Genomic DNA, 15,809 nt, shown 5'->3' on the forward strand with positions numbered 1-15,809 from the left:
CCCCGGCAGCGACCATCGGAAAACCGCTGGCCAGGTGGTGGTTTCCGCCTCCAGCAGCACGACGCAAGCCCTGTTCCCAGCAACTGCGGGGGCTATTCCAGTGTTCAGAAGGTTCGGTCTTTGCCCGAGGAGACGGGAGGATTGATATGGGCCATGAAGCGCTGGAGGATCTCCTGCGTTGCGCTCCGCACCCAGAGAATCTCCTGTAGCGCAGAGCCGCCGAGGACCACCGGCAATGCATGTTCGGTGCGGCCGCCGTAGATCATGGCATGGCGGATCTGCGGGTTGCCCTGGCAGAACGCGCCGGCGTCCACCCCGGCGGCGAACGCCAGCTCGCCGCTGAGCAGCAACAGGTCGAAGTTCTCGAAGGGCTCGCAGGAATAGTGAGTCAGGGTCACCAGTTCGCGAAAAGCTCCTACCGTGGCGACGCGAAAGTAGCCCAGGCCACTCAACAAACGCTGGATGCGACCACACTGCTCCCGGGACGCGTCGGCAATCAGTATTCTCAGGCGTTTGTTGGGCATCGGCGTGGCAACTATCGGTTGAACACAGAGGTTCAACAGACTATCCGATGGCCCCTGGCCGACTCTTTAAGACGATTCCCAAAAATCGCTGTGAACAGGAAAAATTTTCCTCTCGGCAAAGGCCTGCCGTTTACAGGCGCATCGACCCAGCGCTTGCGCGGTTTATTCGGTGGTACTGGGGCTCCAGAACGCCTGCTCCACCAGGGCCGAAGTGGACAGGCGCACCACCAGGGCATCGAGTTCGTCGCCGTCCACCGAGGTGGTGGCCAGGGTGGCTTCGATCTCCACGTCGTCGTTGCCGAAGGCATGGACATCGATATCGCTGGCCGGGTAGTTGCTGCGCTCCAGCTCCGCTTCGAGCAGGGCGAACACGGCTTTCTGCTTGGAGCGATGGGCGATGACATAGACGATGTTGGTGACCTCGGCGGAGATCACGTCCAGCGGCTGGCGGTTGATGTTGTTGACGATCGGCCGCAGCAGGGTATTCGCCGCCAGCACGAACAGCGTGCCGAGAAAGGCCTCGAGGATCAGGTCGGCGCCGGCGCAGGCACCCACCGCCGCCGAGGCCCAGAGGGTGGCCGCGGTGTTCAGGCCACGCACGTTGCCCTCCTCGCGCATGATCACCCCGGCGCCGAGAAAACCGATGCCGGACACCACATAGGCCACCACCCGCACCGCCCCTTCGGCGCCGCCGAGACGGTTGGCCATGTCGACGAAAATCGCCGCGCCCACCGCCACCAGCACGTTGGTGCGCAGGCCGGCGGTGCGCTGCCGGTACTGCCGCTCGAAGCCGATCAGGCCACCGAGGATAAAGGCCGCGCTGAGGCTGACCAGGGTATCCACCAGGGAGGTCAGGTTGATGTTCTGGAGTGCTTGCATGAATCAAGTCCTTGAGTACGCGACGGTCGGCTGCTCCTACAGGATAGGTGCACTTTGCCGGTGCGAGCGGGTGGCGATCCAACCGCTCGCGATGAGGTCGGCCGGGGTGCCGGGTATCTTGCACCGGCGGGTATGACGAGCAGATCGCGATTGCCGGTTGGCCCGCGGAACCAGGGCCGCTGCACGGCCCATCGCGGGCAAGTCGGATCGCCGCCCGCTCTACAGACTCTGTAGCCGCTGCCGCAGGCTGCGATCGGCCCGGAGGGCCGCGGCGATCCCACCAACGCCGGAGGACCTGCGACCAGCGTGGTCCGGACCATCGCAGCCTGCGGCAGCGGCTACAGGATTTGGTGCGGCGTTGCGCTTATTGCCAGCCGAACCGGCGGATATAAAAGCCCTTCACCGCCTGAGTCAGCGCCATATACGCCAGCAGGATCACCGGCAGGAACACGAAGTACAGCGACGGCAGCGCCTGCAGCTTGAAGTAGTGCGCCAGCGGGCCCATGGGCAGGAAGATGCCGATGGCCATGATCACCAGGGTCATCACCAGCAGCGGCATGGCCGCGCGGCTTTGCAGGAAGGGGATCTTCGGCGTGCGGATCATGTGCACGATCAGGGTCTGGGTCAGCAGGCCGACCACGAACCAGCCGGACTGGAACAGGGTCTGGTGGTCCGGGGTATTGGCATCGAACACGTACCACATCAGGGCGAAGGTGCCGATGTCGAAGATCGAACTGATCGGCCCGAAAAACAGCATGAAGCGCCCGACGTCCGCCGGTTGCCAGCGCTGGGGCCGGGCCAGCATTTCGTCATCGACGTTGTCGAACGGGATGGCGATCTGGGAAATGTCGTACAGCAGGTTCTGCACCAGCAGGTGCATCGGCAGCATCGGCAGGAACGGAATGAAGGCACTGGCCACCAGCACCGAGAACACATTGCCGAAGTTCGAGCTGGCGGTCATCTTGATGTACTTGAGCATGTTGGCGAAGGTCCGCCGCCCTTCCAGCACGCCCTCCTCCAGCACCATCAGGCTTTTCTCCAGGAGGATGATGTCCGCCGCCTCCTTGGCGATGTCCACGGCGCTGTCCACCGAAATGCCGATGTCCGCGGTGCGCAACGCCGGCGCGTCGTTGATACCGTCGCCCATGAAGCCGACCACATGGCCGTTGCCTTTGAGCAGGCGGACGATGCGCTCCTTGTGCGAGGGTGTGAGCCGGGCGAAGACGTTGGTGGTTTCCACCGCCTTGGCCAGCTGGGTATCGCTCATCCGCTCGATGTCGTTGCCCAGCAGCAGGCCCTGTTGTTCCAGGCCGACTTCGCGGCAGATCTTCGCCGTCACCAGCTCGTTGTCGCCGGTCAGCACCTTCACCGCCACGCCATGGGCCGCCAGGGCCTGGAGGGCCGGCGCGGTGCTTTCCTTGGGCGGATCGAGAAAGGCCACGTAACCGATCAGGGTCAGCCCCTGCTCGTCCGCCAGGCTGTAGCTGTCGCGGCCTCGCGGCATCGGCCGGGCGGCCACGGCCACCACCCGCAGGCCTTCGCCGTTGAACTCGGCGGTGACCTGGCGAATCCGCGCCAGCAGCTCGTCGCTGAGCATTTCTTCGGCGGCGCCATGGCGCACCCGGGTGCACACTGCCAGCACCTCCTCCACCGCGCCCTTGCAGATCAGCAGGTGCGGACGCTCCTTCTCGGCCACCACCACCGACATGCGCCGCCGGTTGAAGTCGAAGGGAATCTCGTCGACTTTCTGGAACGCCGTGCCGACCCTCAGCTCGCGGTGCACTTCGACGTGCTCCAGCACCGCCACGTCCAGCAGGTTCTTCAGGCCGGTCTGGTAGTAGCTGTTCAGGTAGGCCATTTCCAGCACATCCTCGGACTCTTCACCCCAGACATCCACGTGCCGGGCGAGGAAGATCTTGTCCTGGGTCAGGGTGCCGGTCTTGTCGGTGCACAGCACGTCCATGGCGCCGAAGTTCTGGATCGCGTCCAGGCGCTTGACGATGACCTTCTTGCGCGACAGGAACACCGCGCCCTTGGCCAGGGTCGAGGTGACGATCATCGGCAGCATTTCCGGGGTCAGGCCCACGGCGATGGACAGCGCGAACAGCAGCGCTTCCATCCAGTCGCCCTTGGTGAAGCCGTTGATGAACAGCACCAGCGGCGCCATGACGAACATGAAGCGGATCAGCAGCCAGCTGACCTTGTTCACCCCGTTCTGGAACGAAGTCGGCGCCCGGTCGGTGGCTCCGACCCGCTGGGCCAGGGCGCCGAAATAGGTGGCGTTGCCGGTGGTCAGGACCAGCGCGGTGGCCGCGCCGGACACCACGTTGGTGCCCATGAACAGGATGTTGTCCAGCTCCAGCGGGTTGAGGGTGGCGGCGTCCTGCTGGCGCGGGAATTTCTCCACCGGCAGCGATTCGCCGGTCATCGCCGCCTGGCTGACGAACAGGTCCTTGGCGCTGAGCACCCGGCAATCGGCGGGGATCATGTCGCCGGCCGAAAGCTGGATCAGGTCGCCCGGCACCAGTTGCCGGATCGGCAGTTCCAGGCGTTGCAGGCCCTGGTGCGCCACCGCCGCGCCATGCAGCCTGGCGAACACCGACGGCGCTGCGTCGAGTACATTGCGCCGCAGCACAGTGGCGGTGTTGCTGACCATCGCCTTGAGGGCGTCGGCGGCCTTGTTCGACTTGGCCTCCTGCCAGAAACGCAGCAGCGTGGAGAGCACCACCATGGAGAAAATCACCGTGGCCGCCTTCATGTCTTCGGTCAGCCAGGAGATCACCGCCAGCAGGGTCAGCAGCAAGTTGAAGGGGTTCTTGTAGCAATGCCACAGGTGCGTCCACCAGGGCAGCGGCTGCTCGTGCTCGACCTCGTTGAGGCCATGCTGCTCGCGCAGGACCTCGGCCTCGCTCTCGCTCAGGCCATCGGTGTGGCTGCCGAGGCGTTGCAGCAGGTCCGCGGCATTGTCGTTGGCCGCAGCCACCAGGGTGTGCGCCAGGTTGGGCGGTACGTCGCGGCTGACGCTGGCGTCGCTGAAGCTCTCCAGCAAGGCCAGGCGGCGAAAGTGCCGGGCGAAATGCCGGGTCCGCAGGAAGCCGGCAAAAAACTCTTTGAGCAGGGTGAGGTTCATGGTGTGTCCCCTAACGGTCAGCGCCGGGAGACTCACAGCCAGGTCGGGTTCGCCGGCGCGCAGACAGGCGCAGCCGTAGCGCGGCGATGCGGCGCCAGGCCGGGCATCACCCACTGTTGCAGTGTCGATGAGAAGGACATCGGGAACGGGCCCTGAAGGCCACGGTCGGGAAGCCGCCGCTCGCTGTTACGGCGAGACAACGGCACAAAAAGCGGGCGCGTTATCTTGCCGGGAAGGCGCCGGTTATCGAAACCGGCCGACTACTGTCGCTCGAACAAGTACCCACTGTGGGTCTCCGCTTGATGGAAAACGCGCGCAGCTTACGCCGCGGTTTTTGCAGAGTAAATCGACGGCAAGGCGCTGGTGGGGGAATCGAAAAGTTCTTCAGCGAAGGTTCAGGAACAGCCGTCGGCGAAGGCTGGATGAGGGGATTTTTGGGGGTATCGAGAGGGTTGGAATGGGGGACGGCTGCGCCGTCCATCGCGGGCAAGCCTCGCTCCTACAGACGTCAGACCGACGTCAACCTGTAGGAGCGAGGCTTGCCCGCGATAAGGCCCGAATGTTCAACCCAGAACTATCGGGCCCGACGGTCTCTATCAGCTGGCCGTGGCCAGCAGCAGATCACGCACCGAACGGCTGTGGCGGCCTTTGTCGTGCTCGTACAGCGAGGCGGCGATCTCCTCGGCGCGGATCGGCAGCACCGACAGCAAGGTGTCGCTCAGGCCGTGGCTGGCCTGGCTGAAGCCCTGGGTGTAGACGCCGGCCTTGCAGCGCTCGTCGGTGATGACCCGGTAGTTGCGGTCCACTTCGAAGTCGCCCAGGTAGGCTTCCAGCGGCGCCAGCAATGCGCGGTGGGTCTGGCGCTCGTAGCCGGTGGCCAGGATCACCGCGTCGTAGTGGCGGGTGCTCAACTCGCCGGTGGAGGTATTGCGCAGCACCAGCTCGATGCCCTGGGCGGTGGCGGTGGCTTTCTCCACGGTGGTCAGGGTGCGGAAGGCATGGCGTGCGATACCGGAGACTTTCTGGCGGTAGAGAATCCCGTAGATGCGTTCGATCAGGTCGACATCCACCACCGAGTAGTTGGTGTTCTGGTACTCGTGGACCAGGCGCTCGCGCTCGCCGCTCGGCTGCTGGAACACCAGGTCGGTGAAGGCCGGCGAGAACACTTCGTTGACGAACGGGCTGTCGTCCGCCGGCTTCAGCGCCGAACCGCGCATCAGTATGTCCACCTGCACCGATGGGAAGCTGTCGTTGAGGTCGATGAAGGCCTCGGCCGCGCTCTGCCCGCCACCGATGATCGCCACGTTCATCGGCTTGCCGCTGGTGCACGGCTGGTTGGCCATGCGTTCCAGGTAGTGCGCGTGGTGGAACACCCGGCCGTCGTCCTTGAGCGCCTTGAAGGTGTCCGGGATCAATGGCGTACCGCCAGGGCTGACCACCACCGAACGGCTGGTACGGACGAACTCATGGCCCTGGCTGTCGCGGGAAATCACCCGCAGCGCCTCGACCTGCTGGTTGTGCAGCACCGGTTCGATGGCCAGTACTTCTTCACCGTAGCGGCTCTGCTCCTGGAAGTGCCCGGCGACCCAGCGCAGGTAATCGTTGAACTCCATGCGGCACGGATAGAAGGTGCCCAGGTTGATGAAGTCCACCAGGCGGCCGTGGTGCTTGAGGTAGTTGACGAAGGAGTACGGGCTGGTCGGGTTGCGCAGGGTCACCAGGTCCTTGAGAAAGGAAATCTGCAGGTCGCTCTGGGCCACCAGGGTGTTGCCGTGCCAGCGGTAATCGGCCTGCTTGTCGAGAAACAGCGCGTCCAGCGGACCCTGAATCTGGCCACGTTCTTCCAGCGCGATAGCCAGCGCCAGATTCGAGGGGCCGAAACCGATACCGATCAGGTCGTGAACGATGGTCGATGCAATTGCCTGTGTCATTTCCAGTGTCCTCTGGATAAATCCCTCAACGCGGGGAGAAATCGACGGTGACCTGATCGGCCCATGGCGAGGCAGCAGGTCGTCTGTTGAGTAGGAACGAGGACAGTGAAAAAAAATTTAACAAAGAAGGATCAATGGGCGTCCCACTGCCGGACCCGCACCCGGCAATGCTTCATCGCATTGACGATGTGCTTCTCCACCAGGCTGCGGGAAATCCCCAGGCGCTCGGCGATCTCGGGGTGGGACAGGCCTTCGAGCTTGCGCAGCAGGAAACTTTCCCGGCACAGCGCCGGCAGCTCCGCCAGCGCCCGTTGCAGCATGTCCAGGCGCTGGCCGTGGTCGATGCTGGTCTGTGGCGAGGGGCTGAAGAAACGCTCTTCATTGTCGAGCACATCCAGGGGCTCGACCTGGCGCAAGGCATTGCGCCGATGGCCGTCGATCACCAGGTTCAGCGCCGTGCGATAGAGGAAGGCCCGCGGTTGCTCGATCGGCGTGTCGCTGGAACGCTCCAGCACCCGCACGTAAGCGTCATGCACCACATCTTCGGCCACCTGCAGGTTGCCCAGCTTGGCGTTGAGGAAACACACCAGCTCGCGATAGTAGTTTTCCAACATGACTCCCGACCGCGATACGCGGCTTTTGTCCTTGAGCACAACCGGCACTCCGCCCCTGGGCAGGCGATTCGATGATGGCAGTTTAGAAGTGGCGTAATTTATAGTAATTCTCATATAGATTTAAAGTACCGCGTCGATTCGCCGGATTTATTTTCGTTGCCTAACCTGTAATCCCCTGCACCTGTAACGCCATGTGTCATGGCTTAAATTCCCCCCGGCGCTTCTCGTCTACCTGACAGCTCCCCGTATCTGTCGCGCTATCGACAGCCTCCAGCCCTGCCCACGCCCCTGGGCCAGGCCGGACGACGGGCCGATTTCCATTGGCCGGAACCCTGCATGAAACGTCCCCGTCATACCCGACGCGCCCTGCTTGTCACCCTGTGTCTGATTCCTGTCGTTGCCTTCGCTGCCTGGAAAATCCTGCCGCCAGGGCGCGACCAGTTCGCCACCGTGCAGGTCAGCCGCGGCACCATCGAAAGCAGCGTGACCGCCCTGGGCACCCTGCAACCGCGGCGTTATGTCGACGTCGGCGCCCAGGCGTCCGGACAGATCCGCAAGATCCACGTCGAAGCCGGCGACCCGGTCAAGGAAGGCCAGTTGCTGGTGGAGATCGACCCCGCCACCCAGCAGGCCAAGCTCGACGCCAGCCGCTTCTCCATCGAGAACCTGCAGGCCCAGTTGCAAGAGCAGCGGGCGCAGAACCAACTGGCCCGGCAGAAATACCAGCGCCAGCAGAACCTCGCCGCCGGCGGCGCGACCCGCGACGAAGACGTGCAGACCGCCCGCGCCGAACTCAAGGCCACCCAGGCGCGGATCGACATGATCCAGGCGCAGATCCGCCAGGCCCAGGCCAGCCTGCGCAGCGACCAGGCCGAGCTGGGCTACACGCGCATCTATGCGCCGATGTCCGGCACCGTGGTCGCGGTGGACGCCCGCGAAGGCCAGACCCTCAACGCCCAGCAGCAGACGCCGCTGATCCTGCGCATCGCCCGGCTGTCGCCGATGACCGTCTGGGCCGAAGTTTCCGAAGCCGATATCGGCCATGTCAAACCGGGCATGACCGCCTACTTCACCACCTTGAGCGGCGGCGCCCGGCGCTGGACCAGCACCGTGCGGCAGATCCTGCCGATCCCGCCCAAGCCGCTGAACGAAAGCAGCCAGGGCAGCGGCAGCCCCAACAGTTCGAGCAAGAGCGGCAGTGGCCGGGTGGTGCTCTACACCGTGTTGCTGGATGTGGATAACGCCGACAACGCGCTGATGGCGGAAATGACCGCCCAGGTGTTTTTTGTCGCCGAGCGCGCGCAAGACGTCCTCACCGCGCCGATCGCCGCCCTGCAGAGCAGCGCCGATAGCGGCGTACAGCTGGCCCGGGTGGTGGCGAAAAACGGCTCGATCGAGGAGCGCAAGGTGCGGGTCGGCATCAGCGACCGCTTGCGCATCCAGGTCCTGGACGGCCTCGACGAAGGCGATCACCTGCTGATCGGTCCCGCCCAAAGCAGCGGAGGCTGAATGCAGACCCCGCTGATCGACCTCAAGGACATCCGCAAATCCTACGGCGGCGGCGACACGCCGCAAGTGGACGTGCTACGTGGCATCAACCTGTCGATCCACGCCGGCGAGTTCGTCGCCATAGTCGGCGCCTCCGGCTCCGGCAAATCGACGCTGATGAACATCCTCGGCTGCCTCGACCGCCCGACCTCGGGCGAGTACCTGTTCGCCGGGGAAAACGTCGCCCGGCTGGACAGCGACGAACTGGCCTGGCTGCGCCGCGAGGCCTTCGGCTTCGTGTTCCAGGGCTACCACCTGATCCCGTCCGGCTCGGCCCAGGAAAACGTCGAGATGCCGGCGATCTATGCCGGCACTCCGGCGGCCGAGCGCCATGCCCGCGCCGCCGCCCTGCTCGACCGCCTGGGCCTGGCCAGCCGCACCGGCAACCGTCCGCACCAGTTGTCTGGCGGCCAGCAGCAGCGGGTGTCGATCGCCCGCGCGCTGATGAACGGCGGCCACATCATCCTCGCCGATGAACCCACCGGCGCCCTCGACAGCCACAGCGGCGCCGAGGTCATGACCCTGCTCGACGAACTGGCCAGCCAGGGCCATGTGGTGATCCTGATCACCCACGACCGCGAAGTCGCGGCCCGGGCCAAGCGCATCATCGAAATCCGCGACGGCGAAATCGTCAGCGACACCGCCGACGACCACCCCGAGGTCCAGGCCAGCGCCAACAGCGGCGCCCTGCAGGCGGTGGACCTGCGCCAGCGCCTGGCCGACGGCAGCGAACACAACGGCGCCTGGAAAGGCGAACTGGTGGACGCCGTGCAAGCGGCTTGGCGGGTGATGTGGATCAACCGCTTCCGCACCGCCCTGACCCTGCTGGGGATCGTCATCGGCGTAGCCTCGGTGGTGGTGATGCTGGCGGTGGGCGAAGGCAGCAAGCGCCAGGTCATGGCGCAGATGGGCGCGTTCGGCTCGAACATCATTTACCTCAGCGGCCACACGCCCAACCCGCGCACCCCACCCGGCATCATCACCCTCGACGACGTCGCCGCCCTGGCCGCCCTGCCGCAGGTCAAGCGCATCATGCCGGTCAATGGTTCCGAGGCCGGCGTGCGCTTCGGCAACGTCGACCACACCAGCTACGTCGGCGGCAACGACACCAACTTCCCGGCGATCTTCAACTGGCCGGTGGTCGAAGGCAGCTATTTCACCGAGGCCGACGAGCGCGCCGCGGCGGCCGTGGCGGTGATCGGCAAGAAGGTCCGCGACAAGTTGCTCAAGGACGTGGCCAACCCCATCGGCCAATACATCCTGATCGAGAATGTGCCATTCCAGGTGGTCGGCGTCCTGGCGGAAAAAGGCGCCAGCTCCGGCGACCAGGACAGCGACGACCGCATCGCCATCCCCTACTCCGCCGCGAGCATCCGCCTGTTCGGCAGCCACAACCCGGAGTACGTGGCGATCGCCACCAGCGACGCGCGCAAGGTCAAGGAGGCCGAGCAGGCCATCGACCAGTTGATGCTGCGCATGCACGGTGGCAAGCGTGATTTCGAACTGACCAACAACGCGGCGATGATCCAGGCCGAGGCCCGCACCCAGAACACCCTGTCGCTGATGCTCGGCGCCATCGCCGCGATCTCGCTGCTGGTGGGCGGCATCGGGGTGATGAACATCATGCTCATGACCGTGCGCGAACGCACCCGCGAGATCGGCATCCGCATGGCCACCGGCGCCCGCCAGCGTGACATCCTGCGCCAGTTCCTCACCGAGGCGGTGATGCTCTCGGTGGTCGGCGGCCTGACCGGCATCGCCCTGGCGCTGATCATCGGCGGCGTGCTGATCCTCAGCGAAGTGGCGGTGGCCTTCTCCCTGGTGGCGGTCCTGGGCGCCTTCGCCTGCGCCCTGGTCACCGGCGTCATCTTCGGCTTCATGCCGGCCCGCAAAGCAGCCCGACTCGACCCGGTCACGGCCCTCACCAGTGAATGATCGACCTATGAAAGCGCCCCTCAGCCTTATCGCCGCCAGCCTGTTGCTGGCGGCTTGCAGCGGCCCCGCGCCGCGCCCGGACAGCGGCCTGCAGGCCCCGCCCGCCTGGCATTCGCCCAATACCGCGGCCGCGCAGCAGGACAATCGCCAATGGTGGACCCGCTTCGGCAGCCCGGAACTGGAGCGCCTGATCGAACAGGCCCGCCTGGGCAGCCACGACCTGGCCGCCGCCATGGCCCGGGTGCGCCAGGCGCAGGCCACGGCGGTGGTCGCCGGCGCGCCGTTGCTGCCGGAGCTCAAGGGCGCGCTCAACGCCAGCCGGCAGAAGCTGCTGCGCGGCAACGGCTACAGCCAACTGGACGCCAACAGCAGCAACAAGGCCGTGGACTATTTCGACGCCAGCCTCAGCGCCAGCTATGAAGTCGACTTCTGGGGCGGCAGGCGCGCGGCCCGCGACAGCGCCGTGGAAAGCCTGCGGGCCAGCGAATTCGACCAGGCCACCGTCGAGCTGACCCTGCTCAGCGGCGTCGCCAACAGCTACACCCAGGTGCTGTCGCTGGGCGAGCAGAGCCGCATCGCCGAACTCAACCTGGCCAACGCGCAGAGCGTGCTCCGGCTGGTGCAGACCCGCTATGACTCGGGCTCGGCCACCGCCCTGGAACTGGCCCAGCAGAAGAGCCTGGTGGCCGCCCAGCAGCGCCAGCTGCCATTGGTGCAGCAACAGGCCGAGAACGCACGGATCACCCTCGCCGCCCTGCTCGGCCAGCCGGTGCAGAGCCTCGATCTCGGCCAGCAAGCCTTCGCCCAACTGACCTGGCCGAGCATCGACGCCGGCGTGCCCAGCGACCTGTTGAGCCGCCGCCCGGACATTGCCAGCGCCGAAGCCAGGCTCGCCGCTGCCCAGGCCGACGTCACGGTAGCCCGAGCGGCGATGCTACCCACTGTCACCCTGAGCGCCAGCCTCGGTTCAGGGGCCAATACCGCCTCGGACATCCTGCGTAGCCCCTTCTACAACCTCACCAGCGCCTTGGCGGCGCCGATCTTCAACGCCGGCCGCCTGAGCGCCGAACGCGACAAGGCGCGGGCGCGCCAGGAAGAGCTGCTGGAAACCTACCGCGGGGCGATCGTCAACGGCTTCGCCGATGTGGAAAAGGCCCTCGCCAGCATCCGTGGCCTCGACCAGCAGCGCCAATGGCAGAGCGAAGAACTGCGCCAGGCACAGACCGCCTTCGACATCGCCCAGAGCCGCTACCAGGCTGGCGCCGCCGACCTGCTGACGGTCCTGGAAACCCAGCGCACCCTGTACGCCGCCCAGGACCAGAACGTGCAGCTGCGGCTGTCCCGCCTGCAGGCCAGCATCGCCCTGTACAAGGCTTTGGGTGGTGGTTGGAAAGTGCTCTAGTCGAGCCTGACCAGTAACGATGCGGCGGCTTGAAGAGCGCCGCTGCGCGGCTATCGCGGACAAGTCGGATCGCCGCCCGCTCGCTCCTACGGAAACAAAAACAGCACATATGACTTCTGTAGGAGCGAAGCTTGCTCGCGATAAGGACGACGCGGTGCACCTGGCAAACCGCGTCATCGTTTTTCGCGAACAACCTCGACCGGCTGCTGTTTACAACAAGCGCTCACGCACCTTCAGGTGACGGGCATACCAGGGCCGCTTGGGCACTTTGCGGAACAGCTCGGCCAGCTTGTCTTCCTCGGCGAAGGTGATGCGCAGCGCCAGCTTCATGGTTTCCGGATCCATCTCCACCGAGCGCCCCATCTGCAGACCGGGGGTGGTGCTGCAACCATGAGTGTCCGGCCCCAGCCAGGGGTCGTCGACCTCGACCCAGCGCCCGGGAGCGAACCAAGGCACGCCGTTAACTTCAAGGCGGCTGACTTCACCCGGATGGAAACGTTCGTGGGCGCGCAACCAGTCTTCCACGCGGTCGTCGATCCAGCCATGGAAAGCCCAGAACACTGGGCTCACATGGGAGGAAAACGGGTCGCCGAGGAAGTCGTTTTCCGCGGCGTACCAGCGCGCCGAAAAGTCCGCCGGATCGCGGGCGAACGGCACTGGCGCACCATTGGAAGGATCGCGTGGCACCGAGGCCCAGCGCATGTGCAGCCAGTCGTGCAGGCCCAGTTCCAACTCGGAACCGAACTGGCCCAGGGTCAGGGTCGACAGGTAACGCGGGTCGCGGTAGCGCGATTCCCAGACCTGGAAATTGCTGTGGTAGGTCTCGGCGGTCTTGATGTCGCTGACCCACTGGGTGTAGTCGGCGTCGTCGCTGGCCAGCCAGGTCGGCGGCAAGGCGAAGCCGTCGTGGTTATCGAAATAATGGGCGAAACCCAGGCGATCGCGTTCCAGCTCCGGCTGCGGAGTCGGGAAGTTCAGCCAGGACGGCAGGTCCTGCATGGAACGCGCGGTACCGAGCATGTGCCGGTGCATGAAAAAGAAGTCGATGCCCGAGCCATTGCGATCCTTGCGTTTGCCCCGGGCGTCACGTTCCTGGCCACGCGGGCCGGGCTGCCAGCCAATGCCGCGCAGGGCGTCGCGTTTTGCTTCGGACAGGCTGTGCCACTTGTCCCGCGAGGCATGCCACAGCTGGTGAAACAGCCGGTGCTCAGGGGAAATCAGCCAGGCCAGCAGCGTCGGGTTCAGGCCGATGCGCTGGCGGGCTTCGGGGAACAGCTGCTTGGTGGCGACAAAGCGATTGTCCTGCTCGGGCAGCACCAACGGCCGGTCCAGGCGCAGGATGCGCCCGCTGAGCGTGCCGCTGCCGGCATTGCCGAAATCGCCCCAGACCTCGTCGAGCACCACGCTGAACTCATAACAGGGCGCACCGTCGCCGGCATCGGCGCTTACCAGGCGCCAGTAAAGCTGCTTCGGATCGGGCGCCAGCAGATCGCCAACCACCCGGTAACGCGGCTCGGCCTCGCCACGCAACGCCTCGGCACGGTCCAGGTAACCACGCAGGCCGCGCCCGCGCTGGGCGACGTCGAGAAACAGTTCCAGCCCCTCGCGCGGCAGGCCCGCCAGGCCGGCGTCCGCGCCCTCGAAACGCAGGGTCCAGACCCCGCGCAACTTGTCCGCCAATTGCTGGCCGGCGGCGTCCGCCAGATCGACCGTCGCTTCGCCGGGGGTTTCCGGCGCCTCCTCACGCGTCAGTTCACGGTGCGCATAAATGGCCGCGGGCACCGCGGCTCCAGTGAGCGCCAAGCCTGCGATAAACCCTCGTCGAGAAATCGTCATTGCCCTACCTGTGTCAGCCCTGAAGCAGGCCTTATCCCAGCTAGGACGTTTGCAGAGGGGGGAAATTTAAGCCGGGCGAGGTGCCCGCCGCTCTGTGCGCTACTTGGTGGTTATTCTGGCGATCCTGTCACCGCAACAGCGGCGGGACTTACGACGCGAAAGGGTCAGAGTTGCCCTTGCACTGCTTCAAGCGGGCAATGGTGTCAGAGGAAGTTTTATCGAGATCTATCCTGCCGGTCCCATCAAGATAGATATCTATCGTCCCCCAGCGTTTGAGCGTGATATCAACACACCGACTAAAGCCTCTCTCGGTCCACCACTCGAACATCATGAAAAACTCTTGGTCGGGGAATAGGTGTCCAGTATCAACAGTGGCTTGTCCTGGAAGAATTCGCTCCCGATAAATCCTGTGCTGTGTATTCCATACGGACCGCAACTCCTCCTCCCCCTCTTTGGAGTAGTGAACAATTACGCTGGGGGTCGCCGCATACCAAAACACCAACAGGGCCAACAAGAGAAATAGAAACCCTGCTCCTATATACCGGGCCTTAGATTTTCTTACATTTGTGGACATGGACTGCTTCCCCCCATTGTTCCGGTGTAACTGCAAGAACCTCAGCCATGATCATTTCCGTCGTAATGCCGCCACTGGGGTGTTGGCCATAAAGTTTGATGCCGATACTGATAGATATCCGATCCGGGGCGTCATCCCACGCACGAAGCCCGTCGATGTCTGCTGAACGATGCGGCCCTTGCCGCTTCTGTTCCTCCCTGGGTATTGCTGAGGCCATTTCCTCCAGCTTCCTTTTCGAGTCCGAGATGATCTGCTCAGCACCTGCGCCGTCCAAAAGCACGCTCTCGGAAAACCCGCCTGCTCGCCCCACATATCCGTAGTGGATATTCGACCAAATATCGTAGTAGTAATCGTAGTTTCCCTGCTTATGGTAAACGACGCCCTGATATTTCTTCAGGAGTATCGGCTTGTGATCCCAGGGTCGATCCTGCCCCACTCGCTCAGTCCAGATAGCGAAGGCTTTCGCTCTTTTCCCTAGCGCCAAACTATAGAAGTCAGGGTTTCGACCGAACCGCAGGTAAAAAGGCAGGGCAGCATGCTTCCTGTTTCCTCTGCCGGGCTAAAGCTGTTCAACTCTTTCATCTGCCGTACGGACGGACTGTTGATGTTGCGATTCATCTCGCCGGCAATGTAGCTCGCCAGCTCTTCCATCATATCGGGGTCATTACAAACGACAGGCTCGGCTTTTTCTTCCGGTTGTTTAGAGGCAGCACAGGGATCAACCAGAGCATTTGCAGCAGTCGCTTTCTCCATCAGCCTCGGGTCGGCCAACAAGGTCGCCATCTTTTCATCATCCACCGAACCATCCGGACGAAACGCCCCGAGCGTAGCGAAATTGATGATGACGGCATCGGGATCAGGTCCAAAGACAAAGCCACCGAAGACATCGCCTGAGCCGGTGATGATCGTCCCGCCGTGACTAGTCGGGCTGCCCAGGTGAGCCATGGGGCGACCGTTCAGGAGAATCGAAGGAAACCCCGTGGTAATGACCGCGCCACAGCCGCACGTGTCCCCCACGCGGGCCGCGCCCATGGCGTTGATGTGGATGTCGGCGGACGCCGAAGCGATCGGCGTGGTGCCGTGACCGGGAAGTGGGCAGATATGTTTGTCGCCCAGGCGAGAAGAGGAAAGCATTTATCGTCCTTGCGTTAGCTGATCCGCAGGAAAAATCCCTGTCTCCTTGTGGAGCCTTGCGAACCTAGCAAGCGGCGACAAGCAAGGCTTTAGGACGATTCTGAACTTTGATAAAGCCTGACGGAGCCCCCAAGAATCTCCGTACCCACTCAGGCTTCCGGAAGTCGGCTCCCCCTCTGCAAACCCACCGCCCCGCATACCGCCGAGCCTAATTTTCCCCCGACCTCACTCGTTCTTCCCAGATAGCAAAGGCCGCCGTACCTGTACCAGCGGCCTGCACTTTGACGGCGAACCCGACTGAG

General features: G+C 64.3%; 9 protein-coding genes and 1 pseudogene. 3 read left to right on the forward strand and 7 right to left on the reverse strand.

What is annotated here, in order from left to right; all coding sequences use genetic code 11:
• Positions 1-104: 104 nt before the first annotated feature.
• The 5 genes from C4K38_RS21625 to C4K38_RS21645 form a co-directional block, all read right to left on the reverse strand.
• Positions 105-560: an ANTAR domain-containing protein gene (locus C4K38_RS21625; RefSeq protein ID WP_231998598.1), complete on the reverse strand. Its 456-nt coding sequence runs from the start codon at positions 558-560 to the stop codon at positions 105-107.
• Between the two features lie 126 nt (positions 561-686).
• Complete coding sequence (locus C4K38_RS21630) at positions 687-1,403, reverse strand: MgtC/SapB family protein (RefSeq protein ID WP_053280122.1); 717 nt, start codon at positions 1,401-1,403, stop codon at positions 687-689.
• Positions 1,404-1,767: 364 nt separating this feature from the next.
• Positions 1,768-4,533, reverse strand: a complete 2,766-nt coding sequence (gene mgtA, locus C4K38_RS21635) for a magnesium-translocating P-type ATPase (protein WP_053280123.1) — start codon at positions 4,531-4,533, stop codon at positions 1,768-1,770.
• Positions 4,534-5,129: 596 nt separating this feature from the next.
• A complete protein-coding gene (locus C4K38_RS21640; RefSeq protein WP_053280124.1) occupies positions 5,130-6,464 on the reverse strand; it encodes a lysine N(6)-hydroxylase/L-ornithine N(5)-oxygenase family protein in 1,335 nt (444 codons plus the stop codon).
• Positions 6,465-6,595: 131 nt separating this feature from the next.
• Positions 6,596-7,078, reverse strand: a complete 483-nt coding sequence (locus tag C4K38_RS21645) for a sigma-70 family RNA polymerase sigma factor (RefSeq protein ID WP_016702389.1) — start codon at positions 7,076-7,078, stop codon at positions 6,596-6,598.
• Between the two features lie 336 nt (positions 7,079-7,414).
• Here C4K38_RS21645 and C4K38_RS21650 point away from each other — a divergent pair, with 336 nt between their 5' ends.
• Genes C4K38_RS21650 through C4K38_RS21660 form a run of 3 tightly spaced genes read left to right on the forward strand, consistent with a single transcriptional unit; the run spans position 7,415 to position 11,963 of the window.
• The gene (locus C4K38_RS21650) at positions 7,415-8,587 is read left to right on the forward strand and encodes an efflux RND transporter periplasmic adaptor subunit (protein ID WP_053280125.1); all 1,173 of its coding nucleotides are present in this window, start codon (positions 7,415-7,417) and stop codon (positions 8,585-8,587) included.
• Entirely contained in the window at positions 8,588-10,561 is a 1,974-nt protein-coding gene (locus C4K38_RS21655) for a MacB family efflux pump subunit (RefSeq protein WP_053280126.1), read from the forward strand.
• A gap of 7 nt (positions 10,562-10,568) precedes the next feature.
• Positions 10,569-11,963, forward strand: a complete 1,395-nt coding sequence (locus C4K38_RS21660) for an efflux transporter outer membrane subunit (RefSeq protein WP_053280127.1) — start codon at positions 10,569-10,571, stop codon at positions 11,961-11,963.
• A 210-nt stretch (positions 11,964-12,173) separates the two neighbouring features.
• On the opposite strand, the gene pvdP is transcribed toward C4K38_RS21660, so the two are convergent.
• Complete coding sequence (gene pvdP, locus C4K38_RS21665) at positions 12,174-13,799, reverse strand: pyoverdine maturation tyrosinase PvdP (protein WP_053280128.1); 1,626 nt, start codon at positions 13,797-13,799, stop codon at positions 12,174-12,176.
• Between the two features lie 548 nt (positions 13,800-14,347).
• Positions 14,348-15,507, reverse strand: a pseudogene (locus C4K38_RS21675) (polymorphic toxin type 44 domain-containing protein).
• Positions 15,508-15,809 lie beyond the last annotated feature (302 nt).

This window comes from Pseudomonas chlororaphis subsp. piscium, from assembly GCF_003850345.1.
Lineage (GTDB): Bacteria > Pseudomonadota > Gammaproteobacteria > Pseudomonadales > Pseudomonadaceae > Aquipseudomonas > Aquipseudomonas piscium.

What these genes read in the sequence shown, in the direction of transcription:
- C4K38_RS21630 (WP_053280122.1), bottom strand. Translation starts at nt 1,403, where the DNA reads ATGCAAGCACTCCAGAACATCAACCTGACCTCCCTGGTGGATACCCTG.
- mgtA (WP_053280123.1), bottom strand. Translation starts at nt 4,533, where the DNA reads ATGAACCTCACCCTGCTCAAAGAGTTTTTTGCCGGCTTCCTGCGGACC.
- C4K38_RS21640 (WP_053280124.1), bottom strand. Translation starts at nt 6,464, where the DNA reads ATGACACAGGCAATTGCATCGACCATCGTTCACGACCTGATCGGTATC.
- C4K38_RS21645 (WP_016702389.1), bottom strand. Translation starts at nt 7,078, where the DNA reads ATGTTGGAAAACTACTATCGCGAGCTGGTGTGTTTCCTCAACGCCAAG.
- C4K38_RS21650 (WP_053280125.1), top strand. Translation starts at nt 7,415, where the DNA reads ATGAAACGTCCCCGTCATACCCGACGCGCCCTGCTTGTCACCCTGTGT.
- C4K38_RS21655 (WP_053280126.1), top strand. Translation starts at nt 8,588, where the DNA reads ATGCAGACCCCGCTGATCGACCTCAAGGACATCCGCAAATCCTACGGC.
- C4K38_RS21660 (WP_053280127.1), top strand. Translation starts at nt 10,569, where the DNA reads ATGAAAGCGCCCCTCAGCCTTATCGCCGCCAGCCTGTTGCTGGCGGCT.
- pvdP (WP_053280128.1), bottom strand. Translation starts at nt 13,799, where the DNA reads ATGACGATTTCTCGACGAGGGTTTATCGCAGGCTTGGCGCTCACTGGA.